The sequence below is a fragment of the Nocardia aurantia genome, from assembly GCF_009604425.1.
Lineage (GTDB): Bacteria > Actinomycetota > Actinomycetes > Mycobacteriales > Mycobacteriaceae > Nocardia > Nocardia aurantia.
This window is the reverse complement of record NZ_WEGI01000007.1, coordinates 290,255-317,111: the sequence shown is the minus strand read 5'-3', so window position 1 is coordinate 317,111 and position 26,857 is coordinate 290,255. Positions and strand designations below refer to the sequence as shown.

The 26,857-nt window shown below is 68.8% G+C and carries 23 protein-coding genes and 1 pseudogene; 18 read left to right on the top strand and 6 right to left on the bottom strand.

Annotated features, from left to right (window positions below; translation table 11 throughout):
• The first annotated feature begins 266 nt into the window (after nucleotides 1-266).
• Complete coding sequence (locus NRB56_RS17790; RefSeq protein WP_227837884.1) at nucleotides 267-2,528, top strand: ATP-binding protein; 2,262 nt, start codon at nucleotides 267-269, stop codon at nucleotides 2,526-2,528.
• Nucleotides 2,529-2,833: 305 nt separating this feature from the next.
• Here NRB56_RS17790 and NRB56_RS17785 read toward each other — a convergent pair whose 3' ends face one another.
• Entirely contained in the window at nucleotides 2,834-4,993 is a 2,160-nt protein-coding gene (locus NRB56_RS17785; RefSeq protein WP_227837955.1) for a DEAD/DEAH box helicase, read from the bottom strand.
• A 144-nt stretch (nucleotides 4,994-5,137) separates the two neighbouring features.
• Between NRB56_RS17785 and NRB56_RS17780 the strand changes: the two genes are divergently transcribed.
• The 4 genes from NRB56_RS17780 to NRB56_RS40160 all read left to right on the top strand — a co-directional run bounded on the left by NRB56_RS17780 (nucleotide 5,138) and on the right by NRB56_RS40160 (nucleotide 9,867).
• Nucleotides 5,138-6,361 (top strand): DUF1800 domain-containing protein, encoded by a 1,224-nt coding sequence (locus NRB56_RS17780; RefSeq protein WP_153343550.1) that lies wholly within the window; start codon nucleotides 5,138-5,140, stop codon nucleotides 6,359-6,361.
• A 193-nt stretch (nucleotides 6,362-6,554) separates the two neighbouring features.
• Entirely contained in the window at nucleotides 6,555-7,802 is a 1,248-nt protein-coding gene (locus NRB56_RS17775) for a DUF1501 domain-containing protein (RefSeq protein WP_153343548.1), read from the top strand.
• Between the two features lie 5 nt (nucleotides 7,803-7,807).
• A complete protein-coding gene (locus tag NRB56_RS17770; RefSeq protein ID WP_153343546.1) occupies nucleotides 7,808-8,467 on the top strand; it encodes a response regulator in 660 nt (219 codons plus the stop codon).
• A complete protein-coding gene (locus NRB56_RS40160) occupies nucleotides 8,464-9,867 on the top strand; it encodes a sensor histidine kinase (RefSeq protein ID WP_153343544.1) in 1,404 nt (467 codons plus the stop codon). The genes NRB56_RS17770 and NRB56_RS40160 overlap by 4 nt, the downstream gene beginning before the upstream one ends.
• Before the next feature lie 49 nt (nucleotides 9,868-9,916).
• Here the strand turns inward: NRB56_RS40160 and NRB56_RS17760 are convergent, their stop codons facing one another.
• Both NRB56_RS17760 and NRB56_RS17755 read right to left on the bottom strand, forming a co-directional pair.
• Nucleotides 9,917-10,372, bottom strand: a complete 456-nt coding sequence (locus tag NRB56_RS17760) for an ABA4-like family protein (RefSeq protein ID WP_153343542.1) — start codon at nucleotides 10,370-10,372, stop codon at nucleotides 9,917-9,919.
• Nucleotides 10,369-11,343 carry a hypothetical protein gene (locus NRB56_RS17755; protein ID WP_227837883.1) on the bottom strand — a complete coding sequence of 325 codons (975 nt, stop codon included), beginning with the start codon at nucleotides 11,341-11,343 and terminating at the stop codon, nucleotides 10,369-10,371. The genes NRB56_RS17760 and NRB56_RS17755 overlap by 4 nt, the downstream gene beginning before the upstream one ends.
• Before the next feature lie 79 nt (nucleotides 11,344-11,422).
• Between NRB56_RS17755 and NRB56_RS17750 the strand changes: the two genes are divergently transcribed.
• Nucleotides 11,423-12,076, top strand: a complete 654-nt coding sequence (locus NRB56_RS17750; protein WP_227837881.1) for a MerR family transcriptional regulator — start codon at nucleotides 11,423-11,425, stop codon at nucleotides 12,074-12,076.
• A 9-nt stretch (nucleotides 12,077-12,085) separates the two neighbouring features.
• On the opposite strand, the gene NRB56_RS17745 is transcribed toward NRB56_RS17750, so the two are convergent.
• Entirely contained in the window at nucleotides 12,086-14,377 is a 2,292-nt protein-coding gene (locus tag NRB56_RS17745; RefSeq protein ID WP_319943134.1) for a hypothetical protein, read from the bottom strand.
• 275 nt (nucleotides 14,378-14,652) lie between these two features.
• On the opposite strand from NRB56_RS17745, the gene NRB56_RS17740 reads away from it, so the two are divergent.
• From NRB56_RS17740 to NRB56_RS17730, 3 genes are all read left to right on the top strand, one after another.
• Nucleotides 14,653-16,044 carry an ABC transporter substrate-binding protein gene (locus NRB56_RS17740; RefSeq protein WP_153343540.1) on the top strand — a complete coding sequence of 464 codons (1,392 nt, stop codon included), beginning with the start codon at nucleotides 14,653-14,655 and terminating at the stop codon, nucleotides 16,042-16,044.
• Nucleotides 16,045-16,169: 125 nt separating this feature from the next.
• The gene (locus NRB56_RS17735) at nucleotides 16,170-16,652 is read left to right on the top strand and encodes a cation:proton antiporter regulatory subunit (protein ID WP_319943133.1); all 483 of its coding nucleotides are present in this window, start codon (nucleotides 16,170-16,172) and stop codon (nucleotides 16,650-16,652) included.
• A 5-nt stretch (nucleotides 16,653-16,657) separates the two neighbouring features.
• Nucleotides 16,658-17,839 carry a cation:proton antiporter gene (locus tag NRB56_RS17730; RefSeq protein ID WP_319943132.1) on the top strand — a complete coding sequence of 394 codons (1,182 nt, stop codon included), beginning with the start codon at nucleotides 16,658-16,660 and terminating at the stop codon, nucleotides 17,837-17,839.
• 25 nt (nucleotides 17,840-17,864) lie between these two features.
• Here NRB56_RS17730 and NRB56_RS17725 read toward each other — a convergent pair whose 3' ends face one another.
• Together NRB56_RS17725 and NRB56_RS40500 are read right to left on the bottom strand one after the other, a co-directional pair.
• Nucleotides 17,865-18,572 carry a LysR family transcriptional regulator substrate-binding protein gene (locus tag NRB56_RS17725; protein ID WP_406603499.1) on the bottom strand — a complete coding sequence of 236 codons (708 nt, stop codon included), beginning with the start codon at nucleotides 18,570-18,572 and terminating at the stop codon, nucleotides 17,865-17,867.
• Between the two features lie 15 nt (nucleotides 18,573-18,587).
• Nucleotides 18,588-18,692: pseudogene (locus NRB56_RS40500) on the bottom strand (helix-turn-helix domain-containing protein); the annotation flags it as partial.
• 84 nt (nucleotides 18,693-18,776) lie between these two features.
• Here NRB56_RS40500 and NRB56_RS17720 point away from each other — a divergent pair.
• The 9 genes from NRB56_RS17720 to tatC all read left to right on the top strand — a co-directional run bounded on the left by NRB56_RS17720 (nucleotide 18,777) and on the right by tatC (nucleotide 26,854).
• Nucleotides 18,777-18,971: a ubiquitin-like protein Pup gene (locus NRB56_RS17720; protein ID WP_067536347.1), complete on the top strand. Its 195-nt coding sequence runs from the start codon at nucleotides 18,777-18,779 to the stop codon at nucleotides 18,969-18,971.
• A complete protein-coding gene (gene prcB / locus NRB56_RS17715; RefSeq protein ID WP_319943176.1) occupies nucleotides 18,947-19,843 on the top strand; it encodes a proteasome subunit beta in 897 nt (298 codons plus the stop codon). The genes NRB56_RS17720 and prcB overlap by 25 nt, the downstream gene beginning before the upstream one ends.
• A gap of 73 nt (nucleotides 19,844-19,916) precedes the next feature.
• Nucleotides 19,917-20,696 carry a proteasome subunit alpha gene (gene prcA, locus NRB56_RS17710; protein WP_153343532.1) on the top strand — a complete coding sequence of 260 codons (780 nt, stop codon included), beginning with the start codon at nucleotides 19,917-19,919 and terminating at the stop codon, nucleotides 20,694-20,696.
• Nucleotides 20,697-20,904: 208 nt separating this feature from the next.
• Entirely contained in the window at nucleotides 20,905-22,263 is a 1,359-nt protein-coding gene (pafA, locus tag NRB56_RS17705) for a Pup--protein ligase (RefSeq protein ID WP_319943131.1), read from the top strand.
• 72 nt (nucleotides 22,264-22,335) lie between these two features.
• On the top strand, nucleotides 22,336-23,328 hold the full coding sequence (locus tag NRB56_RS17700) for a helix-turn-helix transcriptional regulator (protein WP_319943130.1): 993 nt from the start codon (nucleotides 22,336-22,338) through the stop codon (nucleotides 23,326-23,328).
• Nucleotides 23,325-24,326, top strand: coding sequence for a helix-turn-helix transcriptional regulator (locus tag NRB56_RS17695; protein ID WP_319943129.1), 1,002 nt, complete (start codon nucleotides 23,325-23,327; stop codon nucleotides 24,324-24,326). The genes NRB56_RS17700 and NRB56_RS17695 overlap by 4 nt, the downstream gene beginning before the upstream one ends.
• Nucleotides 24,323-25,372 carry a 2-dehydropantoate 2-reductase gene (locus tag NRB56_RS17690; protein WP_153343530.1) on the top strand — a complete coding sequence of 350 codons (1,050 nt, stop codon included), beginning with the start codon at nucleotides 24,323-24,325 and terminating at the stop codon, nucleotides 25,370-25,372. Before NRB56_RS17695 ends, NRB56_RS17690 begins: the two co-directional genes overlap by 4 nt.
• A gap of 86 nt (nucleotides 25,373-25,458) precedes the next feature.
• Nucleotides 25,459-25,734 (top strand): Sec-independent protein translocase subunit TatA, encoded by a 276-nt coding sequence (gene tatA, locus NRB56_RS17685; protein ID WP_153343528.1) that lies wholly within the window; start codon nucleotides 25,459-25,461, stop codon nucleotides 25,732-25,734.
• A gap of 136 nt (nucleotides 25,735-25,870) precedes the next feature.
• The gene (tatC, locus tag NRB56_RS17680; RefSeq protein WP_319943175.1) at nucleotides 25,871-26,854 is read left to right on the top strand and encodes a twin-arginine translocase subunit TatC; all 984 of its coding nucleotides are present in this window, start codon (nucleotides 25,871-25,873) and stop codon (nucleotides 26,852-26,854) included.
• Nucleotides 26,855-26,857: the final 3 nt, after the last annotated feature.

Genomic DNA, 26,857 nt, shown 5'->3' with positions numbered 1-26,857 from the left:
AACATAGTCAACAGAATAGTTTCGAATTGATATCGCTCTGCGAGACAGTTGTATTTCGTTGTGTTGCATCTGGTTCGGTGATGTGCATGTGGAGAATTCCCAGCTCGGAGTATTCCTCGCCTACGCCGGGCGTTGGGGCCGGGCCCTGAGCGGTAGGGAGTTCTACCTGCCCGAGTCGTGGATCGGCGATCGCGATCGCTGTACGGAAGCGGTTATACCCGAAAGTCGTTGCAGCTCAGGTCTTGACGAAGCCCAGGCTTGCGCAGATGATGATTGCCCGGACCCTGGCCGCTGGAGTGGCCGGCGGGGGGGTGGCCGCGGACGCAGTCTACGGCCACGACGGCCGGTTCCGGGCATTCTGCGAGGCCCGCCGCCTGTCCTACGTTCTCGAGGTCCCGGTCCGATACGGTGTGGCCGATCTCGGCGGCCGCCGCCGCGACACCCTCGTCGCCCGAGCACCTGCACACGCATGGCACCGGGCCTCGGCGCGGCCGGGTGAACACGGCGACCGTGAATACGACTGGGCGTGGGCCACCGTCCCCACGTTCGGCGACCTCCCCGCCGGACACATCAGAACCCTCTCGCCCGCCGATCCCTCGTACGAATCTTCCAAAATGGGATATCGACCTCGATTTATCGGATTTGCTCGAGGTTGCGGTGCGCGATGGTCAACGGCCACGCCCGCTTGTCATGCTCACTGTCATGCTCACTGTCATGATGGTGAGCATGACAGTGAGCATGATGGGGGCGCGATGAACGTGGCGGAACTGGCTGACGTGGTGGACTGCTTGCGCGCGATCGGTCGGGACGACCTCCGAATCGAGGCGAAGCGCGCAGGTGGCGGACTTCCGCAAGGGCTGCGCGAGACGTTGTCGGCGTTCTCCAATACCGACGGTGGGGTGATCGTGCTCGGTCTCGACGAGCATTCCGGTTTCGTTGCCACAGGTGTGGGTGATCCCGGCAAGATCTCCGCCGATCTGGTGGATCTGGCGCGCAAGATGGAGCCGCCGCTTCGGCCGATCGTCGAGGTTCTGCTGTTCGAAAGTGTGATGCTGGTGGTTGCGGAGGTGCCGGAGCTTCCGCGAGATCAGAAGCCGTGTTTCAACCCAGGCGCCGGCATCGTCAACGGTAGCTACATCCGGGTCGGCGACAGCGACCGGAAGATGACCAGCTACGAGGTGCAGTTGATGCTGGCCAATCGTGGCCAGCCTCGGCATGATGAGGAGCCGGTGCCCGGAACCGGTGTCGACGATCTGGATCCGATCGCGCTACGCGGATATATCGATCGACTGCGTTCGACCAGGCCGCATGCCTACGCGGACCTGGATGACGGGGGTGTGCTGCGGAGTGCGAAGGTGCTCGTGCCGCACGAAACCGGAAGTGTGCTCTCCGTCGGTGGGTTGCTGTCGCTCGGACGCCTTCCGCAGCACTACTTTCCGCAGTTGATGGTTTCGTTTGTCCACTATCCGACAGTCGACGGTGCCGAGATCGGCTCCGGCGTCCGGTACCTGGACTCGATCGTGGCAGAAGGTCCCGTACCGGTTATGTTGCAGGAGGTCCTGAGAGCGCTGCGACGCAACATGACTCGCCGCGCCGTGGTGAACGGGCTCGGTCGCGAGGATATCTGGGAATACCCGGAGATCGTGCTTCGCGAGGCGGTCGTCAATGCCGTTGTGCACCGCGACCTTTCACCCGACTCTCGGGGCACCCAGGTGCAAGTGGAGATGTATCCGGACCGGTTGGTAGTTCGAAATCCCGGCGGCCTGTTCGGGACGGTCACCGTCGACGACCTCGGTGAGGACGGTATCTCCTCCTCTCGGAATGCGATGCTGCTGCGGATTCTGCGTGACGTGGTCCTGCCGGACGACGGCCGACCGGTATGTGAGAACGTCGGGTCGGGTATTCGTACGATGGTCGCCGCGCTTCGAGCCGCAGGCATGCGACCGCCCGAGTTCCGGGACAAGATCTCGCACTTCTCGGTGACATTCGGAAATCACGCGCTGCTGGGCGACGACGTCGTCGCCTGGATCCGGGGTCTGCGGCAGGCTGGACTGACCGACGGTCAATGTGTTGGACTGGCTCTGCTGCGTGACGGTGATCTTCTGGACAATCAGACGTACCGGAGAGCGACGGGCGTCGATTCGAGGGTGGCCACTGCGGAGTTGCAGAATCTGGTTGCCCGTGGCCTGGCCGAGCAGATCGGCACCAAACGGTGGACCAGTTACCGGCTGACAGTCACCGCCGCGCAGCCGCCATCCAGCGCGCAGCCGGCGGATCGCCGCGCGCAAATCCTCGCCGTTCTCGAAAGCGAAGAACTGGGGCGTGGGGAGATAGCGATCCGTGCCGACCTCACCGATGTGACTGCACGCCGGTGGTTGCGGACCATGGTTTCGGAAGGGCTTCTGGAGCAGGTCGGCAACAGTCGTAGCAGAAACCTGAAATACCGGCGCGCGGACACACTGTTCCAACCGTCGCCTGATCCGAATACCACTGACAATACGGCGAATACAGATGAGCCAGGTCCATGACGAGAAGACCTTCGGTTACCGCCATCGTGTCTACGATGCTGGAAAACGGCTGGCAGGAGGGGATCCGCACGAAATACCGGGCGGATCTCGGTCTGGATCCGGCACCACGGCGTACCACAGGTAACGACGCGGTGCGAATACATCACCCCGGACGTGCCGTTGCCGCTTGTCTGAGTGGCAGCGGTCGCCGCGCAGATCGCGCCTGTGCTGCTGATCCACTGCTTTCGTCTTCTTGCAGTCGCAACCCAGTTGGGCGGCGACCATCGTTCGGTGAAGCGAGATTTCGATGCTCTGGCCGAAGCGTATCAGTGCAGCCGGATCAACTCGCTCGGGACAGTGCCGCGGACAGTCGCGGCGAACCTGATCAGGCGCTCGTGTGGTATCCGCACGGGGCCGAGTCGGCCGACAAGTTCGCGGAATTCCCAGAGCGGATCGGATGATTCGCTGGCCCAGAACACGATGTCTTTCAACGCCTTCAGCCGGTCGTCCGAGGCGCCGCCGCGGTCGACCGACAGCGCGACAAAGTCCAGCCCTTCCATTTCGTACAGGTCGATACGGGCGTGATGCGCCGCGGTTCTCGCTAGTTCTCGCAAGTCCACAGTATCGTGAATACCCAACTGGAAGAACAGCTCCTGTGCTGTTGCGAGGCCGTCCAGAGGCTCCAAAGCCGCAACGATTTTCTCGACGAGAAGATCCTGGTCCTCCGTCGTGGTGGGCACCGTGCTCGGTGTCGAGATGGGGGCATCGTTCGATTCTCTGAACAGTGTGGACTTCGGCGCACTCTCGTGCACCCGCTTGTCGAGGCGTGCGGACGCCGGCTTCGGTGCGGCGGCTCCGTGTCCGCGAGTATCGGTCGGCGCGCGCATCGACTGCTCGGGGGACGTCCCGAGCCAGCGTTGCAGGACTTCCGGGAGATCGGCCGCATCGATGATGATCTGTTCGTCCGCGATCTGCTGCAGTTCGTCGAGGAACGCCTCGTGTGCGCCGAGCCCGGGATCCTCGGATGTCCCACGGACGAACATCACCACGAAGATTGCCGCGCGGCCATCGGCCTTCGGCCGGATCACCCGTCCCATCCGCTGAATCATCTGCCGACGGGTCCGGCTCGCGGCCAGAACCACACCGACCTGTGCGTCCGGCACGTCGATGCCCTCGTCGAGTACCCGAGGTGCGGCCAGCGCCCGCAACTCGCCGTCGCGGAAATCGCGCAAGATCTTGTCGCGGTTCGCCGGGGTCAGCCCGGAACGCAGCGTTTCTGCCGCGACGTCGCCGGAGGTGAGCGCGACGGCCACTTGACCGGCCGTCGCTGCCCGCTCGGTGAAGAAGATGGATCGCGTGGCGGCCAAGCCGGTACTCGGCAGTGCTCGAACCAGTTTCAGTTTGGCCGAGCAATCGGCGAGGGTTTCGCGCCGGTCACTGAAAGCCTTCAGATATCGATTCGCGAACCGGGCTGCACCACCGGTGTCCTTGGCCAGTTGCTGTACGGCAGCCATGTACTCCCCGAACGGGTTTTCCGGTGCACCGTATTTGTGAATCAGCACGTCCTTGGTGCGTCGGACGGTGTCATCGGCGAGATCGAAGACCGCGCGCTCCCTCGGGGTGAAGTCCACTCCGACCAAGGCAACTTTTACCGGCGCCAGGATGCCGTCGGCCTGAGCTCGAGCGTAGTCGCAGCCGGCGATCTGGTGACCGAAGTATGGCAGCAGGACATCCTCGACGGCGTTGTCGGTACGTTCCAGCGTCGCTGTGAGCCCGAGCCGCCAGTCGTAGTCATCGGTGAGTGCTTGAGCGAAGGCGCTGGCTCCGTATCGGTGCACCTCGTCGGCGACAAGCAGCGCCCGACCCGCAGCAGACCCTGTGAACAACGTTCTGCGCGCACCGGTCTGCACGGTGGACACCAGGACATCCCATCGTTCCGGCAACCGTCCGCCGGCGTCACCACCGAGCCGCCCGATCCGGCAATTCGGCAGAGCGGTTCGGAGATTCTCGTACCACTGCTTCTGCAGATCGATGCTCGGTACCAGCACGGCCGCCTGCCGACCATCGTCCAAAGCCATGGCCACCGCACGAATCCCGACCGCCGTCTTTCCGGAACCGGTTACCGCCTCGATGATTCCGCGGTGCCCTGCCCGGATCCAGGCATCGATCGCTTCCTGCTGCCACGCACGCATCGGTGGCCCCGAGTACTCGATATCCAGCGCGACGGGTACAGAGGACGAGCTGTCGTCAGTGTCCGGCATATCCTGCCATGATCTGACCAGCTCGACCGCCTCCTCTCGCACTGCCCAGATCGGCGGCTGCTCCGTCCCCAGGATCTCGAACAGATCTTTGCGGCGAGCGTAGAGGACGCTGTTGATGATCGACCTGCTGCTCTCACTGAATTCGCTGCTCAGCTGGGCTTTGATCTCGGCTGCAGACATGAAGGGAGTCGCGAGGAGCATCTGTGCGATCCGGCGAGCCAGCATTTCCTTCACCGGACGACCTCTTCCCCCGACGAGTAGCCAGCATGCTACGAAACTGTCCGAACAGTATCGCGGAGATTCTTGTCGTCGCAACGTCTCGGATCCTTTTCACGATTCCCTCACTCGCCCCCTGCGATCGTTTGCGGCATGGAGGAACGCGGGACGATCGCACATATCTTGCGGCGCACCACCTTCGGGCCGTTTCCCGGGGACGTCGAGTCGCGGGTGGGGCAGGATGTGGAGGGGGTGGTGGGGGCCGTGCTGGCGGCGCCGGCGGTGACGCCCGGGCTGCCGCGGTTCGACGAGGAGTCGGAGGACGACGGTGCCGGGCCGCTGGCGGAGTGGATGCGGGCGATGCGGCATCCGGGGGCGGGGGTGCACGAGAAGATGGTGTGGTTCTGGCACGCTCATCTGACCTCCAGTCACGAGAAGGTCGATTCCTGGCAGTTGATGTGGGATCAGCATCTGCTGTTGCGGCGGCACGCGCTGGGGAACTTCCGGACCCTGCTCGACGCGGTCACCGTCGATGCGGCGATGTTGCGGTATCTCGACGGGGACGGGTCGGAGGCGACGGCGCCCAACGAGAATTACGGGCGGGAGCTGATGGAGCTGTTCGCGCTCGGGCGGGGCAACTACACGCAGGCCGAGGTGCGGGCGGCGGCGACCGCGCTGGCGGGGTGGAGTGTCGGCGAGAATCTGGAAGTCCGGTTCGATCGTCAGGCCGCGGCGGTGCTGCCGGGAATCATGTTCGGGCGGTTGGTGTCCGGTGCTCGGGATGTGATCGACGCGATCTGTGAGCATCCGGCGTGCGCGCGGTTCGTGGCGGGGGCGCTGCATCGGTTCTTCCTCGGGACCGATCCGTCGCCGCAACGGCTCGACGAACTGGCGCTGGTGTTCCGGGGCGCGAATCTCGAGATCGCGCCGCTGGTTTCGGCGATCCTGCGCGACGACTCGTTTCCGGCGGCGCGCGGGACCCGGCCGCGGTATCCGATCGAATGGGTGGTCGCCGCCCTCGCCGCCTGCGGAATCGACGACGCGGCAACGGCTTACGACACTCTCGTCGCGCTGGGGCAGGTGCCGTTCGCGCCGCCGAGCGTGGCCGGGTGGCCGGCCGGTCCGCAGTGGCTGGCGCCGAGTCGCGCGCTGGCCCGGTCCGCGCTCGCGGTGCGGGCCCCGGCACTGCCGGAGATCGCCGGGGCCGCGGATCCCGTGGCCGCCGCCTTCGCCCGCGCCGGGCTCTATCAACCTTCCGAGACAACGGTTTCCGCCGCGCGGGAACTCCACGCGCGGTTGCGCGACCGGGATCCGCTGCGGCGGTCCGCGGTGGTGCTCGCGCTGATCCTGGCTTCACCGGAATTCGCGCTCGCATGAGTGAGCGACGGTCTTACCCGCGTGCCCGGCGGTACTCCGGTGCCGGGCGCGGACCGTCGCCGCTGCTGCCCGACATGTGACGCGCGACCACTCACGGCCGATCCCCTCGACGGCCGGGCGGGCACCGGATTCCGGCGGTGCCCGCCACCCCTGCCCCACAACGATTCCACGACACGGGAAGTGACGGACGACCATGAATCGAACGACGGTGGAGCGCCGTAAGGTGCTGCGGGCCGGTGCCGCGGCCGGAGTGCTCGGCGCCACCGGGGTATTCGGGGCGTGCGCGCGGAAGGGGTGGCGGCGGCCGGTGCTGCGCCCCGGGCCGGTGCCGCAGCGGCGGCTGGTGGTGATCGAAATGGCCGGTGGCTGTGACGGATTGTCGATGGTGGCGCCGATCGGGGACCCCGACTATCGGCGGCTGCGGCCGAACACCGCGATCCCGGCCGGGCAACTGCACGCCATCGACGGGCATTGGGGCTACCACCCCGCGCTCACCCGGGTGGCGCTGCTCGGCGCGACGGTGGTCGCGGGAGTCGGTGTCGCCGCACCGGACCTGTCGCATTTCGAGATGATGAACCGCTGGCAGACCGGCGATCCGGACGGCCGGTCGCGGCCGGACACCGGATTTCTCGGCCGCCTCTGCGACGTACTCGGCGATCCGCACGCGCCGGCCGCCGGCGTCTCGCTCGGGCTCGGCGCGACCCCGGCGCTGGCCGCCGAGCGGGTGACGACGCTGTCGGTGGATCCCGGGAACTACGGCAGATTCCCGGCTTTCGACGAGGACGACGAGCTGACCGAGGCGTGGCTGGCCGCGCACCGCGCACTGTCGCGGCCGGATCGCGCGGACGGCCCGCTGCTGGCGGCGGCTCGCGCGGGCACGGCCACCGCACTGCGGTTCTCGGACGCGACGGACGGGCTGCCGCCGGAGTGGCCGGGCTATCCGGACACCGGTCTGGGCGCCCAATTGTGCCTGGCCGCACAGCTACTGGCGGACGAGCGGCTCGGGGTGCGGATCGTTCACGTGCCGATGGACGCCGACTTCGACACGCACACCGGCCATCCGGACCGGTTCACCGCGCTCATGGCCGAATTCGATGCCGCGGTGGGCACATTCCGCGACGACCTGGCCCGCCGCGGCCTCGCCGACCGGGTGCTGATCGCCGCGCACAGCGAATTCGGCCGCCGGGTACCGGAGAACGACGGATACGGCCTCGACCACGGCGCCGCCGGGACCGCCCTGCTGCTCGGGCCGACCGTCGCCGGGCTGGTCGGCGAGCCGCCGTCGCTGCGCCGGCTCGACGCCGACGACAACGTGATCGCCACCGTGCCGATGGCGGAATTCCAGGCGACGCTTGCGGAGACGTGGCTCGGCGTGCCGGCGTCGGAGGTGCTGGCCGGTTCGCCACGGCCGATCCCCGGTGTGCTGCCTGTGCTGAAATGAGTGGGATGCGGATTCTGGTGTGCGAGGACGATCCCGAGCTCAGCGCCGAGGTGGTGGCCGGGTTGCGCGGCGCGGGTTTCGCGGTCGACGCGGCGGCCGATCTGGCCGCCGCGGACCTGAAGGCGAGCGTCAACGACTACGACTGCCTGGTGGTCGACCGTGGCCTGCCCGACGGTGACGGGCTCGACCTGATCCGCGCGCACCGGGCGGCCGGCGGCCGCACCCCGGTCCTGATCCTCACCGCCCGCGACACCCTGGCCGACCGGCTCGACGGATTCGCCGACGGCGCGGACGACTACCTGATCAAACCGTTCGCGCTGGACGAGCTGACCGCGCGGGTACGGGCGCTGTGCCGGCGCCGGGACCGGCCCGCCGCCGCGCAGACCCGGGTCGGCGATCTGGTCGTGGACCGGGCGCGGCGGCGCGTCCAGCGCGCCGGCATCCTGCTGACCCTGACCCCCAAGGAGTTCGGGGTGCTGGAGCTGCTGGCGGACCGGGCGGGTGTCACCGTGACGCGCACCGAACTGATCGAATGCTGCTGGGACGAAATGGCCGAACCGGCCTCCAATGTGGTCGACGCGGTGATCGTGCAGCTGCGCCGCAAGCTCGGCGCACCGCCGCTGATCGAGACCGTGCGCGGCGTCGGTTTCCTGCTCACACCGTGAGCGCCCGCTCCGATCCACGGCCCGCGGTCGCCCGGCTGCGCCGCGCCCGCCGGGTGCTGACCGGGCTGTTCACCGCGATCACGGCGATCTGCCTGATCGCGCTCGGCGCCTTCGCCGGCACCGTCGACGCGCAGTCCCGCCATCGCGCCCTCGACGACCGCCTCGATCGCTATGCCAGTGGCCTGGCCCGCGAGGTGACCTGGGGTGACGACGGCGCCGTCGACCTGGAGGCGGTGCGCGACGACGATCTCGTGCAGGACACGGTCGCGATCGTCATCCTGGCCCGCGACGGCAACGGGCCCTGGCGCGAGGTCTTCGCGCACCGCCGGGCCGGATCGCCCCCACCGGACGCGCTGCGGGCGGTCGCCGATCAGGTTGCCGCCGAGGAGGATTCGGTCGCCGCGACCCGTGCCGACAGCACCGGCCGCACGGCCCGTCTGGCCGGTGTGCCGGTGTGGACCGACGATTCCACCGTCGGCGCGGTCGTGGTCACCGCCGACGATCCCGGCCCGTCCGCGCACGAACACCGGAACCTGGTGCTGGCCTTGGAGATCGGCGGCGCCACCCTGCTGGCGCTGGCCGCCCTCGCCGGACATCTGCTGTCCGGGATCAGCATGCGGTCCGCGCTGCGCCTGCTCGACGAACAGGAGCGTTTCCTCGGCGACGCCGCCCACGAACTGCGCACCCCGCTCGCGGCGCTGCGCCTGCGCACCGACGCGGGCCTGCGCGACGCGGGCAACGAACGCACCGCTCTCACCGACGTCCGCCGCCTCACCGACCGCATGACCCGCCTCGTCGCCGGCCTGCTGGCCCGTGCCCGCACGGAAACCGGTGTGGCGGAACCGGAACGGCTACCCCTGCGCCTGGACCAGCTGGTGGAGGGCGTGATCGCCGACTTCCCCGCCGCCGGCATCCGGTTGACCGCGGAACCGGTTGTGGTAAAGGCGGATCCGGAGCTCCTGTCGCTGGCGATCCGCAATCTCGTCGACAACGCCCTGGTCCACGGTGACGGCGCAGTGGAAGTGTCGGTGACCGCGGAGCCCGGGCCGATCGCCCGCCACCGAGCCGCGGCCGGCGTCCCAGTTGCGGACCGAATCATCGGCGCCACAATAATTTCCGGACCGCCCGGCCAGCCCGAACCGAGCGGGACCGAGCCGCCGGCCGCTCCGGAATCCGAGCTCACCGGTGGCCGGATCACGGTCCGCGATCACGGGCCGGGACTCGATCCCGCCCTGCCGGATCCGTTCGATCGCGGCGCCACCGCCTCGCGTACCGGCCACGGCATCGGATTGTCGATCGTCCGCTGGGTCGCCGGAATCCACGGCGGCACAGCCACTCTGGAGCCCGCCCCCGGTGGCGGCACCGTCGCGACGCTCACCGTCGCCCGGCCATCCACGTGACCGGGTGGCACCCGGTCACGCGAGCGGCGGAGGCCGGGCGCCGTCGGGGTCAGCCCGCGACGGGCGTCCGTTCGGCGGCCGGTGCGACCGGCGGCCGATACCCCGTCCGCAGCAGCAGATAGACCAGCACGCCGATCGCGGAGAAGAAGATCGTCACGAACAGGATGGGCGACACCAGGATCGGCGATATCCCGCGCTGCCGGCTGTCCAGATACATCCACCGGCCGAGCAGCAGATCGAAGCCGACCAGGTGCGCCCAGATCGCCGCCGCCCCCGGAGCGGTCGCGAGCAATTCCTGCAATGCCGCCAGATCGGGCCGGGTCAGCACGGAGAAGAACTGTCCGAGATGCGGTGTCATCAGGATGATGTAGATCAGCAGCGGCGGCAGGCAGATCAGCGGAGACGAGACCAGCCACCCGGTGCGCCGCCACGCCGGCGCGAGGATCATCACCGCCCAGAACGGCGCGGCGAACCAGAACGACACGGTGAACAGCGTCTGCGTCATACCGGGAACCCCGCCGCCGCAGCCGGATCCGCGGCAGCGCGGGGTGCGCGCAGCGCACGCACGACGCCCGCGCCGGCGAGCGCCAGGATCAGCGCGGCGGCCGCCCAGGTCCACCGATCGGGGTGCGCGATCGACTGCCCCCGCATCGCCTGCCAGGTCAGCAGCGCGAGCATCGCCGTGTAGCCCGCCCCCGCCACCGTGACCAGCCGGGTGCGTACCGCCGCCGTCCGCAGTGCCGGAATGCGCGTGGCGAGAACCTCGGCCGCCGCCAGCAGCAGTGGAATCACTTGCAGCGCATGGATTCCGACGAAGTGCGGGATACGCAGATCGCCGTGTGCGGTGCTCCAGCCGAGGAACGGCAGGCCCGGCCCGCCGTCGGGTGCGTCGACGGTGTGCGCGCCGGAGATCGAGGGCGGCCGCGGCTCCCCGCGCGCCGGCAGGAACATCAGGAATGCCAGCGCCATCCCGACCAGGGACAGCACCGTACCCCAGCGCACCGCGGCCGCGCGCGCCCGGTCGGCGGCCGGGTCGGCCGCCACCGCGATCGAGGCGACCAGTGTCGCGACCCAGACGACGACGATGGACGCGCCCATGATGTCGAACAGCATCCCGTCGAACGCGGTGGTGTTGTTGAAATGGCTTGTGGTGCCCCGCACGATCTGGCCGACGATGACGACCATCTCCAGCGCCAGCCCGGCCGCCGCGACGGTGGCCGCCCACCAGGCGAGCCGGTACCGGCGCCGCGCGCCGGCCAGCAGCCAGGCCCAGGTGACGGCGTAGATCGCCACGGACAGTGCGAATTTCACGGATTTGTCCCAGATCGGCAGCCCGGTCAGCGTGCGATGGTCGGCGACCGTCCCGATCAGGGAGACGACCACCAGCGCGGCCATCGCCGCCGCGAGCCACATCAGCGGGGTGTGCCCGCGCCACCAGCGCGAGCGGTCGGGGACGGTGAGAGCGGAATCGGTCATGGTGCACCTGCTTCCCGAGGCAAGGTGGAAACGTGACTATCGATAGTAGAACTATCGATAACTGAGTGTCATAGACTCGATGTCACCTGTCAACCGCCGTCCGGGAGGTCTGTTGCGCATCGCGGAACTCAGTCGCACCACGGGGGTGTCGGCCGCGACGATCAAGTACTACGTGCGGGCGGGCCTGCTACCACCCGGCGAACGCACGCACGCGAATCAGGTCGACTACGGCCCCGCCCATGCCCGCCGGCTGCGCCTGGTCCGCGCGCTCATCGAGATCGGCGGCATGTCGATCACCGATGCCGCGCGGGTGCTCGAAGTCCTGGACGGGGGTGACCTTTCCACCTGGCAGGCGGTCGGCAAGGCGCAGTACGCGCTCGATCTCCGTCGTACCGCCGGGCCCGGCGGCGATCCGGTCGCCCGTGCCGCGGTCGACGAACTGCTGGCCCGGCGCGGCTGGCAGGTGTTCGAGGAGAACCCGGCCCGCGCCACCCTGGTCGAGGTGTGCGCCACCCTGCGGCAACTCGGTCACGACGACTTCGTCGGCGCGCTGGACGAATACGCCGAGGCGGTGGAACGGGTCGCCGCGGTCGATGTGGCCGTGGTCGCCCGGCAGCCGTCGGTGGAGCAGACCGTCGAATACGTCATCGTCGGCACGGTTCTCGGCGACACCGTGCTCGCCGCGCTGCGCCGGCTCGCCCAGGAACATCTGTCCCGCAACGCCTTCGGCTGAACGAAGCGGCTACCGGAGGTCCCCGTCGGCGCCGACGAGTTCCTCCGCGACCGCGCGTGGCAGCCGAACCCGCAGTGCCGGAGCGGGTTCCGGCTCCGGTGCCACCACCGGGAGGCCGGGACCCGGTTCCGGGGCCCGGAGCCGGCGCCGATGGAACCATTGCAGTGCCACGAGCCCGAGCAGCCCCGCGAGCGCGGCGCCGATGCCCGCGTGCCAGCCGGGCGGTCGCCAGCTCAGCACCAGTTCGGAGTTCCGGGTGCCCGCCGGAACATCAACGGCGACGAAGGTTTTCGCGATCGTCCGGATCGGCAGTTCGCGGTCGCCGAGGGCCGCGCGGTACCCGGGCCAGGCCAGCCGGGAGAATACGATCCGCCCGCCGTGCACCGAGGTCACCCGCAGGCGGCTGGTGACGGCGTCACGGTCGATCACGGCGGCGGTGACGTTCCGGGTGTCCGCGACGAATCCGTTCCTGGCCGAGACGGGCCCACCCGCGCGTTCGAGTACCCAGATGTAGCGATCGTGGCCCGGGTAGTCGACCCAGCGCCAGCCGCGTGGTGCGGGATGATCCGCGGCGCCGGGATATTGGGCCCGTTGCAACACCACCCGATCGACCTTCATCAGGTCCACGATCGGCCGCCCGGTGCTCGGCTCGATGTCGAACGCCCGGCGGTAGGCGTCCGGGCAGGTGCTGCCGTCCCAGCCCATGCACAGCAGCGCGCTGAAGGCGGCGTGCCCGATCGGGGTGTAGGCGTTGACGTAGTTCAGGCCCATGTTCTTCGCGTAGTTGCCGAAAGCCAGTGAGGCCCAGGCCCGGTCGCCACCCTGGTCCGCGGGCGGGACCAGTGCCCGGTCACCGAGTTGCAGGGTCACGCCCTCGAACGGCGGGAAGGCGGCGGTCATCTCGGAACGGCGGCCGGGGAAGTGGTACGACATCGGCGTCGGACCCTGATCGCGCACCTGCTCGTAGGCGATCGGGAACATCACCACGATCGCCAGCGCGCACGCGGCCGGCACCCCGCGCCGCCGTACCAGCCACACCGTCACCGCCACCAGCACACCGACCAGGATCGCGGCGATCAGGTGCCGCACCACGTATTGCGGTGCGGCCGAGGTGGATCGGACGAACATCAGCGCGATCAGCAGTCCGGCGGCGAGCCCGCGGCGGCGTGGGTCGGTGAAGGCGCCGCAGCGGCTCAGCAGCACGCACACCAGCACCAGCGCCGATACCGCCAGCATCGGCAGCACCCGGCCCGGCCAGCGCAGCGGCCCGATGTACCCGGGCCCCGCGGTCCACATCAGCACCGCCGCACCGAACAACAGCGCACCGGTCAGTTCGCGGGCGATCGCCCGCGCCGCCCGCCAGTCCACGAACGCCAGCAGTGGCACGGCGAACCAGGCGATGTACACCATCGGCATCGGCTGCACATATCCCCACCAGCCGTCGAAGGCGGGCATCGTGCTGGGCAGGCTGGCGTTCAGCGATTCCGACCAGGGCACGTCCAGGAACGTGTCGTTGACGATCCGCTCGTTGCCGCGCCACGTCGCGGGCGACGAGAGCATGCCGGGCAGATAGGTTTCCAGCCCCGCCAGCCCGGCGCACCCGGCGACCAGAACGAGCCGCAGCGACGGCCACCGGTCGCGCAGGTGCACCACCTCGCCGACGGCGACCGCGACGATCATCAGTCCCGCCTCCGCCGCCGGGAACACGTATTGCACCGAGATGGCCAGGTAGAGGTAGACGAAGACGCTCACCGGCCCGCCCCGGCCGCGGGTGTATCGCACCGCCGACGCCCAGGCGTGCAGCATCCACGCGGTGCCGGTCAGTGAGGTCATCCAGCTGGCCTCGTCGAAGAACAGGAACCAGCCCGACAACGGGAACGCGACCGCCGCCACCGCCGACCACGGCGCCCGGGCGCCGTAGGCCAGGCAGATCCGGAACACACCGAGCGCGGCGACGATCGAGAAGAGCAATTTGACGACCGTCGCGTACAGCGCGAGGTTGTCCACCGACGGCGCGATCAGATCGACGAGCAACTGGGGTGGGTTGTAGAGTCCGGCCTCCTCCATCGAATAGTTGCCCGACATCCATTCCCACGGCACCAGCACGGGGAATCGGCCCTCCCGTAACTGCCGCCCGAGCATCACCCACATCGGCCCGTACTGGGCCTCGGTGTCGTCGGTGTAGAAATGGCGCGGATTCGCCAGCAGGACGGAGAGATAGCCGACGGCCACGCCGACGGCGGTCACCCAACCCCACACGTGCACGTCGTTGCGCGGCTTCGGCGCGGCACCTGCGACCACGAGTTCGGAAGACTACCGTACGAAACCGCAGTTCCCCGCCTTTCGCGATTGTTCCGGAGATTCCGGGCGGATTTGTTTCCGGCCCGTCCGGGTCGAATGGACCGAAGTGCCGGGTTCTCTGTGCGGACCTCACCGTGAAATTTTCTCCGGCATTTCGGGCAAGACTCGGACATACTATTTCCAAGAAATGCTAAAAGAGTTCTCTGATTTCGATAGCTCCGGTTCCCGTCTGTGACACGATCGCTCTCCAAGTGCGGCCTCGAACAAGGAGAACGATGGTGAGACCGAGGCGAATTCTGATTGCGCTCCTGGCGGTGGCGCTCCTCGCGGCGGGATGCGGCCGCGGGGACGGTGGCGGGGAGACCCCAGCGACCGGGGGCGGCGGGGGGACCTCGGCGGCCGGCGGGGGCGGCTCGGGCGACTTCGGCGACCTGAAGGGCATCTGCCACGGCGGCAAGGCGTCGAGCGCCTCGGCGCAGGGGGTGACGGCCGGCGATATCAAGGTGGGGGTCTTCAGCGATATCGGCTTCACCAAGAACCCCGAATTCGTCGATGCCGCAAAGGTTTTCACCTCCTGGTGCAACGACAACGGCGGAATCGGCGGGCGGAAGCTCGGATACACCGTGCACGACGCCAGGCTGATGGAGGTGCGGCAGCGCATGGTCGAGGCCTGCCGCGACGACTTCGCGCTCGTCGGCGGCGGCGCGGCGTTCGACGGGCTGGGCGTGAAGGAGCGGTTGAACTGCACGCTGCCCGACTTCCCGGCCCAGCTCGTCTCGACCGCGAACGCCGGATCGGATCTGCAGGTCGGCGGCGGTAGCACGGCCGGCAAGCTCGACATCTACACCGGTTCGCACACCTGGCTGTTCAAGGAGGCGTACCCGGAGTCGGCGTCGGCCATCGGGCTGATCACCGGCGACGTCCCGGTCACCAAGACGATGCTCAGCGGCTACCAGGAGTCGCTGCCCGCTCAGGGGGCCACTCTCGTCTACAGCGATCTGTATCCCGCTGCGGGCGTGACGGATTGGACGCCCTACGCGCAGGCGATCAAGAGCAAGGGCGTGAAAGGCCTGATCTTCCTGGGCAACTACGTCGATCTGCCGAAGCTCGAGGACGTGCTCACCGGTATGAACTACAAGCTCGACTGGATCGACGCCAACAGCAACGCCTACAACCCGAACTTCCTGAAGCTGCTGGGCAATTCGGCCACCGAACAGCGCAACTACGCCGACATCTCCGGCACCGCCCCACTCGAATCGGATGTGCCGGCCATCAAACAGCTGAAGGATCTGTACAAGAAGTACGCCCCCGGCGCCGAACCCACCTACCCGGCGGTGCGCGCCTTCGGCGCCTGGACACTGTTCGCCAAGGCCGCGTCCAGTTGCGGTGACGCGCTGACCCGCAAGTGCGTCTACGACGCCGCGACCAAGGAGACGGCGTGGACCGGCGGCGGCCTGGAGGCCCCGCAGGATCTCACCCCGAACTCCGCCACGCTGCCGAAATGCTTCAACGTGGAGATGCTCACCCCGCAGGGCTGGCAGCCCGCGCCCTTCAAGCCGGACACCGGCCCGTACCGCTGTGACATGAAGCCGTACGTGTACAAGCAGGATCTCGGCAAACCGATGACCCTGGCCGATGTCGGCAAGACCCTGAACGACGTCAAATAGCCCGGTCCCGGCCCGGTTCGCCGCGGCCCGGCCCCGCCCGATCCACGGGGGAGCCGGGCCGCGGCCACGTCCGTGCCTCCGCATCGACCTGGCGAATGTCGCATTTGTCCGGTAAACGTGGGGGTGTGGATGTCGAGGTAACGCCCCTGCCGGGGATCGGGGTACGCAAGGATTTCCCGCTGGCCGGGTCGGGCCGGCGGGTGGGCGTGGTGGACCGCAAAGACGGCACGGTCGACCTGATCCTCAGCCGGCCGGGCAATCCGGACGAGTGCGAACAGGTCGCGATGACGGTGACCGAGGCGGCGACGCTGGCCGGTCTGCTCGGCGCCCCGCAACTGGTCGGCCAACTCGCCGCGGAGCAGCGCGATCTGGACGATGTGAACACCCGGCACCTGTCCATCCGGACCGGTTCCCCGTACGCCGGGCGTCTGCTCGGCGACACCCGGATGCGCACCCGCACCACGGCCTCGATCGTCGCGGTGGTGCGCGGCGGGCAGACGATTCCCTCCCCGGGCCCGGACTTCACGATGGTCGCCGGTGATCAGCTCATCGTGGTGGGTACCGGTGCCGGGCTCGACGCGGCCGCGACGATTCTGGTGGACGGCTGAATCGAGTGGTGGCGGACGAAACTGCATTGGGTCTCATCCAACTGGGGGCGGTGTTCTTCGGGCTGGGACTGCTCGGCCGGCTCGCGGCCCGAATCGGCTTGTCGCCCATCCCGTTGTATCTGATCGGCGGGCTGGTGTTCGGCACCGGCGGGCTGGTGGAACTGCATCACGTCGACCAATTCATCCATCTCGCCAGCGAAATCGGCGTGGTGCTGCTGTTGCTGCTGCTCGGGCTCGAATACACCGCCGACGAACTCGTCACCAGCATGCGCCGGTCCTGGACGGCCGGGGTGGTGGACCTGCTGGCCAATGCCACACCGGGTGTCGTGGTGGCGCTGCTGCTGGGCTGGGGCCTGACCGGCGCGGTCGCGATGGCCGGGGTCACGGTGATCTCGTCCTCGGGCATCGTCGCCAAGATCCTGAACGACTTCGGCCGCTTGGGAAATCGGGAGACGCCGGCCATCCTGTCGATCCTGGTGTTCGAGGATCTGGCCATGGCGGCATACCTGCCGCTGCTGACCGCGGTGCTGGCCGGCGTCGGATTCCTCACGGGCGCGACGTCGGTCGCGATCGCACTGATCGCGGTCAGTGTGGTGCTGGTGATCGCGCTGCGCTACGGCAAGTACGTGTCCATGCTGATCGACAGCCACGACCGCGAGATCTTCCTGCTGACCCTGCTCGGTTCGGCGCTGCTGGTGGCCGGAATGGCCACGGTGCTCCAGGTTTCCGCGGCCGTCGGCGCGTTCCTGCTCGGCATCGCGATCTCCGGCACCACCGCCGAGAGCGCCCGCGTGATGCTGGAGCCACTGCGAGATCTGTTCGCCGCCTTGTTCTTCGTGTTGTTCGGACTGTCCACCGACCTGAAGAGTATTCCGCCGGTGCTGGCCTGGGCCTGCGTGCTGGTCGTGGTCACGGTGGTGACCAAGGTGGCCACCGGCTGGTGGGCCGCGGCGCGGGCGGGCGCCTCCCGCTACGGCCGGTTGCGCGCGGGGACATCCCTTGTCGCGCACGGTGAGTTCTCCATCGTGATCGCCGGGCTGGCGGTGTCGGCGGGTGCGGTGCCCGCCGAATTCGCCGCCATGGCAGGCACTTACGTGCTGCTGATGGCCGTGCTCGGCCCGATCGCGGCCCGCTTCGCCGAACCGGTGGTCCGTCGCCTGGACCGGTTGCGGGCCTCGGCAGTGTAGAGCCGGAATACTCAGCGCGGCAGGGCTATTCGGCAGCGTCCTGCGCCCGGCTGAGGGTGGTGTCGATGAACGCGCGGGCGGCGGCGGTGATCGGGCCGGTGCGGTGGATCAGCCACTGCGGGATACGTTCCGGCGGATCGAAGCGGTAGACCGACGCACCGGAGCGACGGGCCAGATAGTCCCAGCCGTCGGGCATCAGGGCGGCGCCCACGCCGCGCAGCACCATCGGCAGCACCACACTGCGGTCGCCGACCTCCGCCGCGATGGCCAGCTCGCCCACCTCGGCGGCCAGCCGATCGAAGCGGGCCCGGACCGCGGTCGCGGCGTGCGGGACGACGAAGTGCATGCCGCGCAGATCGTTCGCCGTGATCGTGCCGTCGCCCGCGCCGACCGCGGTCCCCGGCGGCATCACCAGCAGGAACTGCTCGTCGCGCAGGTGGTGGGAGACGAGGCCCTGTCCCACCGGGCGTTCCGCGCTGGCGCACACCCCCGCCTCGCACCGGCCGCGCAGCACCAGCGCGACCACCTCGGTGGCCGACAGCGCCGACGAGGTGCTCACCGTCACGCCGGGGTGGTGCTCGCGCAGCTCGGCGATGATGCTGATCACCGGTTCCAGCGCCGACGAGGAGGTCGCGGCGACGTCGACCCGGCCCACCGCCCCCTCGCCGACCGCCTGGGCCGCCGCGCGCAGCGCGTCCAGATCCCGCAGCACCTGCCGGGCGCGCTCGGCCATCGACTCGCCCGCGCTGCTCAGCACCGCGTTGCGCCCGACCCGGTGGAACAGCGCCACCCCGAGCTCCTCCTCGAGTTTCGCGATCGCCCGCGACAGCGACGGCTGCGCCACCCGCAGGGCGCGCGCGGCGTGCGGTGTTGGGGTACGAGTGCCGGGTCTTCACCGGTGCTCGCCGAAGATCAGTACACGAGGAGGTCGGCTGCTATGGCACAAGAGCAGACCAAGCGCGCCGGTGGCGGCGACGAGGACGAGGGCCCGGTTGGGGACGGCGCGGCCGGACAGGAGCGTCGCGAGAAACTGGCGGAGGAGACCGACGACCTGCTCGACGAGATCGATGACGTGCTCGAGGAGAACGCCGAGGACTTCGTGCGCGCATACGTTCAGAAAGGCGGCCAGTGACATCCGGTGACCCCATGCGTCTCCACCCGGGGTACGCCCTGTCATCCTTCTCCGAACATCTGCGAGAGCACGCACCGGAACTGTTGCCCGCCAACCGTTTCGCTGCCGTGACCGACGCCGCCCCGCGAGGGGCGGCGTCGCCGGATATCGCTCCGCACGGCACCACGATCGTGGCCGTCGCCTTCCGTGGCGGCGTCCTGATCGCGGGCGACCGGCGGGCCACCATGGGTAACCTGCTGGCCAGCCGGGATGTCGAGAAGGTCTACATCACCGACACCTTCTCCGCCGCGGGCATCGCCGGCACGGCGGGCGTGGCGGTCGAGATGATCCGCCTGTTCGCTGTGGAGCTGGAGTACTACGAGAAGATCGAGGGTGTCTCCCTCACTTTCGACGGCAAGGCCAACAAGCTGTCGAAGATGGTGCGCGACAACCTGCCCGCCGCGCTGCAGGGCCTGGCGGTGGTCCCGATCCTCGTCGGCTACGACCCCTCGGCGACCGACCCCGACCGGGCCGGCCGCATCGTGTCGTACGACGTGGTCGGTGGCCGCAGCGAGGAGCGCTTCGGTTACACCGGGGTGGGTTCCGGTTCGTTGTTCGCCAAGTCTTCGCTGAAGAAGACCTACCGCCGCGGTCTCGACCAGGATCGCGCCCTGCGGATCGCCGTTGAGGCGCTGCTGGACGCGGCCGACGACGACACCGCGACCGGTGGCCCGGACATGCTGCGCGGCATCTACCCGACGGCGGTCGTGATCGACGCCGAGGGCGCGGAGGAAGTGTCGGACGAGCGGCTGGCGGAGCTCGCACGGTCGATCGTCGACGAGCGGACAGCAGATGAGGCCGCGTCGTCCTCGGAAGGGAGCGCGTCCGCATGACCGGTCATCGGCCGGAGGCGGCAGCGGAGCGTAACCATGTAGGCCGTCCGGGCATGCGGGAAGGAGATGCAGCATGACACTGCCGTACTACGCGTCGGCCGAACAGATCATGCGCGACAAGACGGAGCTCGCGCGCAAGGGGATCGCCCGGGGACGCAGTGTCGTGGTGCTGGTGTACGACAAGGGTGTGTTGTTCGTCGCGGAGAATCCCTCGGCGACGTTGCACAAGGTGAGTGAGTTGTACGACCGCATCGGGTTCGCCGCGGTCGGCAAGTACAACGAGTTCGAGAACCTGCGCCGGGGCGGCATCCTGCAGGCCGATCTGCGCGGGTACCAGTACGATCGGCGCGATGTCACCGGCCGGGCGCTGGCGAACATGTACGCGTCCACGCTGGGCACCATTTTCACCGATCAGCTCAAGCCGTTCGAGGTCGAGATCTGCATCGGTGAGGTCGGCTACCCGGGCGAGTCGGAGAATTCGGTCCTGTACCGGATCAACTTCGACGGCTCGATCGTCGACGAGCGGCAGTACGTGGTGATGGGCGGCAACACCGACCCCATCGTCACCGCGCTCAAGTCGTCCTACCGGTCCGGCCTGGATCTCGCCGGCGCGATCGGCGTCGCCCTGCAGGCGCTGCAGAAGGGCAGTCCGGAGAGCGACAAGGAGAAGCGCTCGCTCGGCGTAGCCTCGTTGGAGGTGGCCACGCTGGAGCAGTCGCGGCCGCGCCGGGCGTTCCGCCGCATCGACGGTTCGGCCCTGGAGAGCCTGCTGGGCGCGGGCGCCGAGGAGGCGTCCGGCGGCGACGCGGAAGAGTCCGAAACCCCTTCGGCGGGAGACCCTTCCAACCCGTAATCCGCACACGGGAACCCTGGATCCGGCCCCTGGCACTCGTTACCACCGAGTGCCGAGGGGCTGGATTCGTTCACGCGGTGGTAGACGGCGTTTACGCAGGTGCAGGCCCTGGTATGTCCACTCGACACGCCAAATCGTTGTGAACCCGTATATAACGGGTCCCCCCGACAGCCCCGGCGCGGCATTCGATCGCGGTAATGTCGATGGTGTGCAGCGACGAATCATGGGGATCGAGACCGAATTCGGGGTGACGTGTACGTTCCACGGCCACCGTCGGTTGAGCCCTGACGAGGTGGCCCGGTATCTTTTCCGCCGGGTGGTTTCCTGGGGCCGTAGCTCGAACGTATTCCTCCGCAACGGTGCCCGTCTCTACCTCGACGTCGGCTCCCACCCGGAGTACGCCACGGCCGAATGCGACTCGCTCGTGCAGTTGGTCACGCACGACCGGGCCGGTGAACGGGTGCTCGAGGAGCTGTTGATCGACGCCGAGCAGCGGCTCGCCGAGGAGGGCATCGGCGGCGACATCTATCTGTTCAAGAACAACACCGACTCGGCCGGCAACTCCTACGGCTGCCACGAGAACTTCCTCGTGGTGCGGGCCGGGGAGTTCTCCCGGATCTCCGATGTGCTGTTGCCCTTCCTGGTCACCCGCCAGCTCATCTGCGGCGCCGGCAAGGTGCTGCAGACGCCGAAGGCGGCGACGTTCTGCCTGTCGCAGCGGGCGGAGCACATCTGGGAGGGCGTGTCCTCGGCCACCACCCGGTCGCGGCCGATCATCAACACCCGGGACGAGCCGCACGCCGACGCCGAGAAGTACCGCCGCCTGCACGTCATCGTCGGTGACTCGAACATGTCCGAGGCCACCACGATGCTGAAGGTGGGCACCGCGTCGCTGGTCCTGGAGATGATCGAGGCCGGGGTCTCGTTCCGCGACTTCGCGCTCGACAACCCGATCCGGGCCATCCGGGAGGTCAGCCACGATCTGACCGGCCGCCGCCCGGTGCGCCTTGCCGGTGGCCGGCAGGCCAGCGCCCTCGACATCCAGCGCGAGTACTACACCCGCGCCGTCGAGCATCTGCGTAACCGCGACCGCGATCCGCAGGTCGACGCGGTGGTGGATCTGTGGGGCCGCACCCTCGACGCGGTCGAGGCGCAGGATTTCGCGAAGGTCGACACCGAGATCGACTGGGTGATCAAGCGCAAGCTGTTCCAGCGCTACCAGGATCGCTACAACATGGAGTTGTCCGATCCCAAGATCGCCCAGCTGGACCTGGCCTATCACGACATCAAGCGCGGCCGCGGCGTGTTCGATCTGCTGCAGCGCAAGGGGCTGGCCAAGCGGATCACCGAAGACGAGGCCGTCGATGCAGCGGTCACCACGCCGCCGCAGACCACCCGGGCCAAGCTGCGCGGCGATTTCATCACCGCCGCTCAGGAGGCCGGTCGCGATTTCACCGTGGACTGGGTGCACCTGAAGCTCAACGATCAGGCCCAGCGCACGGTGCTCTGCAAGGACCCGTTCCGTTCGGTCGACGAGCGCGTCGACCGGCTGATCGCCTCGATGTAGTCCGACACGCCCCGCCGCCGCCGACACCCACCGGCACGGCGGGGCGCGCACCGGCCGATTACTCTCTATCGGGTGGCGATATCCAAGGTCGAGCGGCTGATGAATCTGGTCATCGCGCTGCTGTCGACCCGGCAGTTCCTGACCGCGGAGCGGATTCGCGACAGCGTGGCCGGATACGACGACTCAGCCAGCGACGAGGCGTTCAGCCGGATGTTCGAGCGCGACAAGGCGGAGTTGCGCGATCTGGGTATTCCGCTCGAGGTCGGCCCGGTCAGCCGGTACACCTCGCAGGAGGGGTATCGGATCAATCGCGATGCCTACGAGCTGCCCGAGATCGATCTGACCAGCGAGGAGGCCGCCGCGGTCGCGGTGGCGGTCCAGCTGTGGGAGTCGCCGGAGCTCGCGGCCGCGGCGGAGGGCGCGCTGCTGAAGCTCCGGGCCGCGGGTATCTATGTGGAGCCGGAGGCGGCGGTGGCCTCGGTGCCGTCGGTGCCGGCCCGCACCCGGGGTTCGGACGCCGCACTGGGCAAACTGCTGGCGGCCATCGACGCGGGCCGGGCGGTGCGATTCGAACATCGGGTGTCGCAGCGGGAACCGTATGTGATGCGGGATGTGGAGCCGTGGGGTGTGGTCACCCAGCACGGCCGCTGGTATCTGGTCGGCTACGACCGGGTCCGGGACGCGCCGCGCACGTTCCGATTGTCCCGGATCGGTGAGGACGTCACCGCGTACGGCCCGGACAATGCCGTGCACAAGCCCGAGGGCGTCGACCTGCGCCGGATCGTCACCGAGGTCACCGGCGCGGCTCCCGTGACCGGGTCGGCCACGGTCTGGGTCGCCGACGGCCGCGGGCAGGAGATCCGCCGGATGGGCGTCGTCGTGGAGGAACGGGCGGTCGGTGGCCGGCCGGGCGCGATCGTCGAGGTGCCGGTCCGCTCGCGCGGCTGGCTGGCGCGGCTCATCACCGGGCTCGGCGCCGACGCGCTGGTGCTGGCGCCGGCCGACCTCCGCACGGATGTGATCACCCGGCTGGAATCGGTGTTGCAGGAGGTTCGGCTCAGGTGAGTGGACGGTTGTCGACGCGGCTGTCACGGCTGCTGAACATGGTCCCGTATTTTCTCGCGCATCCCGGCATCAGCGCCGCGGAAGCCGCCGACGATCTCGGGGTCACCACCAAGCAGCTGATGAGCGATCTGAACCAGCTGTGGATGTGCGGCCTGCCCGGTTACGGGCCGGGCGACCTCATCGACCTGTCGTTCTCGGAGGAGAGCATCGAGGTCACGTTCTCCGCCGGGATGGATCGCCCGCTGCGGCTGACCTCGACCGAGGCGACCGCCCTGCTGGTGGCGCTGCGGTCGCTGGCCGATCTGCCGGGCATGGTCGACCCCTCGGCCGCGCACTCGGCGGGCGCCAAGATCGAATCCGCCATCGCGGGTGTGCCGGCTCACGCGCCCGCCGCCCCGGTGGCGCGGGTGGAAGCGCCGGCGGTGACGGCGGTCCGGTCCGCACTGGCCGGCAATCGCGCGCTGCGGCTGGTGTACTACTCGGCCAGCCGGGACGTGGTCTCCGAGCGGGTGGTCGATCCGATCCGAATCGTGTTGGTGGACAACAACTCCTATCTGCAGGCGTGGTGCCGGCAGGCCGAGGGGGTGCGGCTGTTCCGGCTCGATCGCATCGAGGAGGCCGTCGAACTGCCCGAACCGGCACGCCCGCCGAGTCATGCCACCGACGAGGCCGCGGCCCTCGACCTGTTCTCCGGTGATTCCGCGGTTCCGTTGGCGCGGTTGCGGATTCACCCTGATTACGCCTGGGTGCTGGATCAGTACCCGATGCAGCGGATCGCGGCCTATCCGGACGGCAGTGTGGAGGCCACGATGCGGTTCGCCACCCTGGACTGGATGGCCCGGCTGCTGCTCGGATTCGGCTCCGGCGTCACCGTATCGGGCCCGCCGGAGCTGGTCAGCGCGGTGCGCGAGCGGTCGAGCGCCGCGCTGGAGGCCTACCGGGCGCTGGCCGACACGGATCTCGCCCGGCCCGCGATCGAGGAGGTCGGTCCCGCTTGACGTTCCGGGTGACGGTGTTCGGCGCCGGCAGCATCGGCATCTTCGTGGGCGGGAAACTGGCGGCCGCGGGCGCGGAGATCACCTTCGTCGGGCGGCCGCGACTGCTGGACGAGATCACCGTCTCCGGGTTGCGGCTGTCGGATCTCGACGGCGGTGACGATCGGGTGGCGTCCGGGGCGTTCCGGGCCGTGCCCACCCTCGACAGCGGCGCCCCGGCGCCGGCCGATACGGCCGATCTGGTGCTGGTCACGGTGAAATCCGGGCAGACCGCCGACGCGGCGCGCGAACTGGCCGATCGGGTGCGGCCGGGCACGGTGGTGCTGAGCCTGCAGAACGGTATCGGCAACGACGCGGTGCTACGCGAACGGCTGCCCTCGTGTGTGGTGCTCGCGGGCATGGTGATGTTCAATGTGGTGCATCACGGGCACGGGCACTTCCATCGTGGCACCGACGGCGGGCTGGCCGTCGCCGACGATCCCGCGCTGGACCGGTTCGCCCCGCTGTTCCGCCGCGCGGGCCTGCCGCTGGACCGCCATTCCGACCTGTTGCCGGTGCAGTGGGCGAAGCTGCTGCTGAATCTGAACAACCCGATCAACGCCCTGTCCGGGCGATCGCTGCGCGAGGAACTCGCCCACCGCGACTACCGCCGCTGCCTGGCCCTGGCGCAGCTCGAGGCTCTGACGGCGATGCGCGCGGCCCGGATCCGCCCCGCCCGGCTCACCCTGCTCCCGCCGCGGGTGCTCGCGAGGCTGCTGACGGTGCCGGACGGCCTGTTCCGGCGGGTGGCGGGCTCGGTGCTCGCGGTGGATCCGATGGCCCGCTCGTCGATGGCCGACGATCTGGCGCTGGGCCGGCCCACCGAGATCGCCTGGTTGTCCGGCGAGATCGTCGGTCTGGGCGCGATGGTCGGCGTGCCCACCCCGGTGAACAGCCGGTTGACGGAACTGATCGCCGCCGCCGAGCGCGGCGATCCCCGCACCTGGGCGGGACCCGAACTGCTCGATGAACTGCGGGCGGCCGCCCGCAGGTCGCCGGGGCCGCGGTGAAACACCGGGCCAACGGGAGCTGACGGGGGAGTTCGCCGAATCATGGTCCGGTAGCATCGAATGGACCACGTCTTTTGGAGGTTTCGATGGGTTCTCTGAGCGCCACGCACTGGCTGCTGATCGCGCTGGTGTTCGTGCTGCTGTTCGGCGCCAAGCGGCTGCCGGATGCGGCCCGTGGCCTGGGTCGGTCGCTGCGCATCTTCAAGAGCGAGATGCAAGAGATGCAGACCGAGGGCGGCAAGTCCGCGCCGTCGGCCGGCACCTCGACCGCGAGCACCCCGCAGGCCCCGGCCGAGCTGCCGTCCGCGCAGCCGACCGCTAACCCTGCGGCACAGGCCAATCCGGATCTGCACAAGGCCTGAGCGGGCCGAGCAGGTGCGGGCGGTCGACGGACCGCCCGCCATGGGCGTTGTCGCGCGCCGGTGAGGCGCGCCGGACAGCGCCCGATGAGTACGTTCAGTCCGGGCCGCCCATCGACGAGGCAGACAACTCATGCGAATCCGCATCCCGTTCGACCCCCGGCGCAGCCGGCGCAAGGTCAATCCCGACGGCACCATGTCGTTGGTGGAGCATCTGCAGGAGTTGCGCTCACGGCTGCTGAAGGCGCTGCTGGCGGTGACGCTGACCACGGTGCTGGGATTCCTGTGGTACTCGCATTCGTTCCTCGGGATCGAGAGTCTCGGTGAGATCCTGCGCGGGCCGTACTGCTCGCTGCCCGCGGAACACCGCGCGGCCCTGAGCCCGGACGGCGCCTGCCGTCTGCTGGCCACCGCGCCGTTCGAACAGTTCATGCTGCGGCTGAAGGTCGGCCTGACCGCGGGTATCGTGCTGGCCTGCCCGGTCTGGCTGTATCAGCTGTGGGGGTTCATCACCCCGGGGTTGTACTCGAAGGAGCGGCGGTACGCGCTGTCGTTCGTCGGTTCGGGCGCCGTGCTGTTCGTGGCGGGTGCGCTGCTGGCCTACTGGGTGGTCGCGCACGCCCTCGGTTTCCTGATGGGAATCGGCAGCAACGTCCAGATCACCGCGCTGTCCGGTACGCAGTACTTCGGGTTCATCATCCAGTTGCTGATCATCTTCGGCGTGAGTTTCGAGACGCCGCTGCTGGTGGTCGGGCTCAACATGATCGGCATCCTCAGCTACGAGCGGCTGAAGAAGTGGCGGCGCGGGCTGATCTTCGGGATGTTCGTGTTCGCGGCGATCGTCACCCCGCAGGACCCCATCTCGATGCTCTCGCTGGCCGCGGCGCTGACGCTGTTGTTCGAGGTCGCGGTGCAGATCTCGCGCCTGAACGACCGGCGTCGCAGGCGGCGCGGCGACAACTGGGATGCGCTGTCCGACGAGGAGGCGTCGCCGCTGTCCGGGACTCCGGAGTCGATCTCCGCGGCCGATCCCGTGGCGTCCGCGCAGTCGGTCGCATCGGCCGCGAACTTGCAGTCGGAGAAAACCATGCGCTCTGTGTCGGACTGGTCCGATACGCTCTGAGGA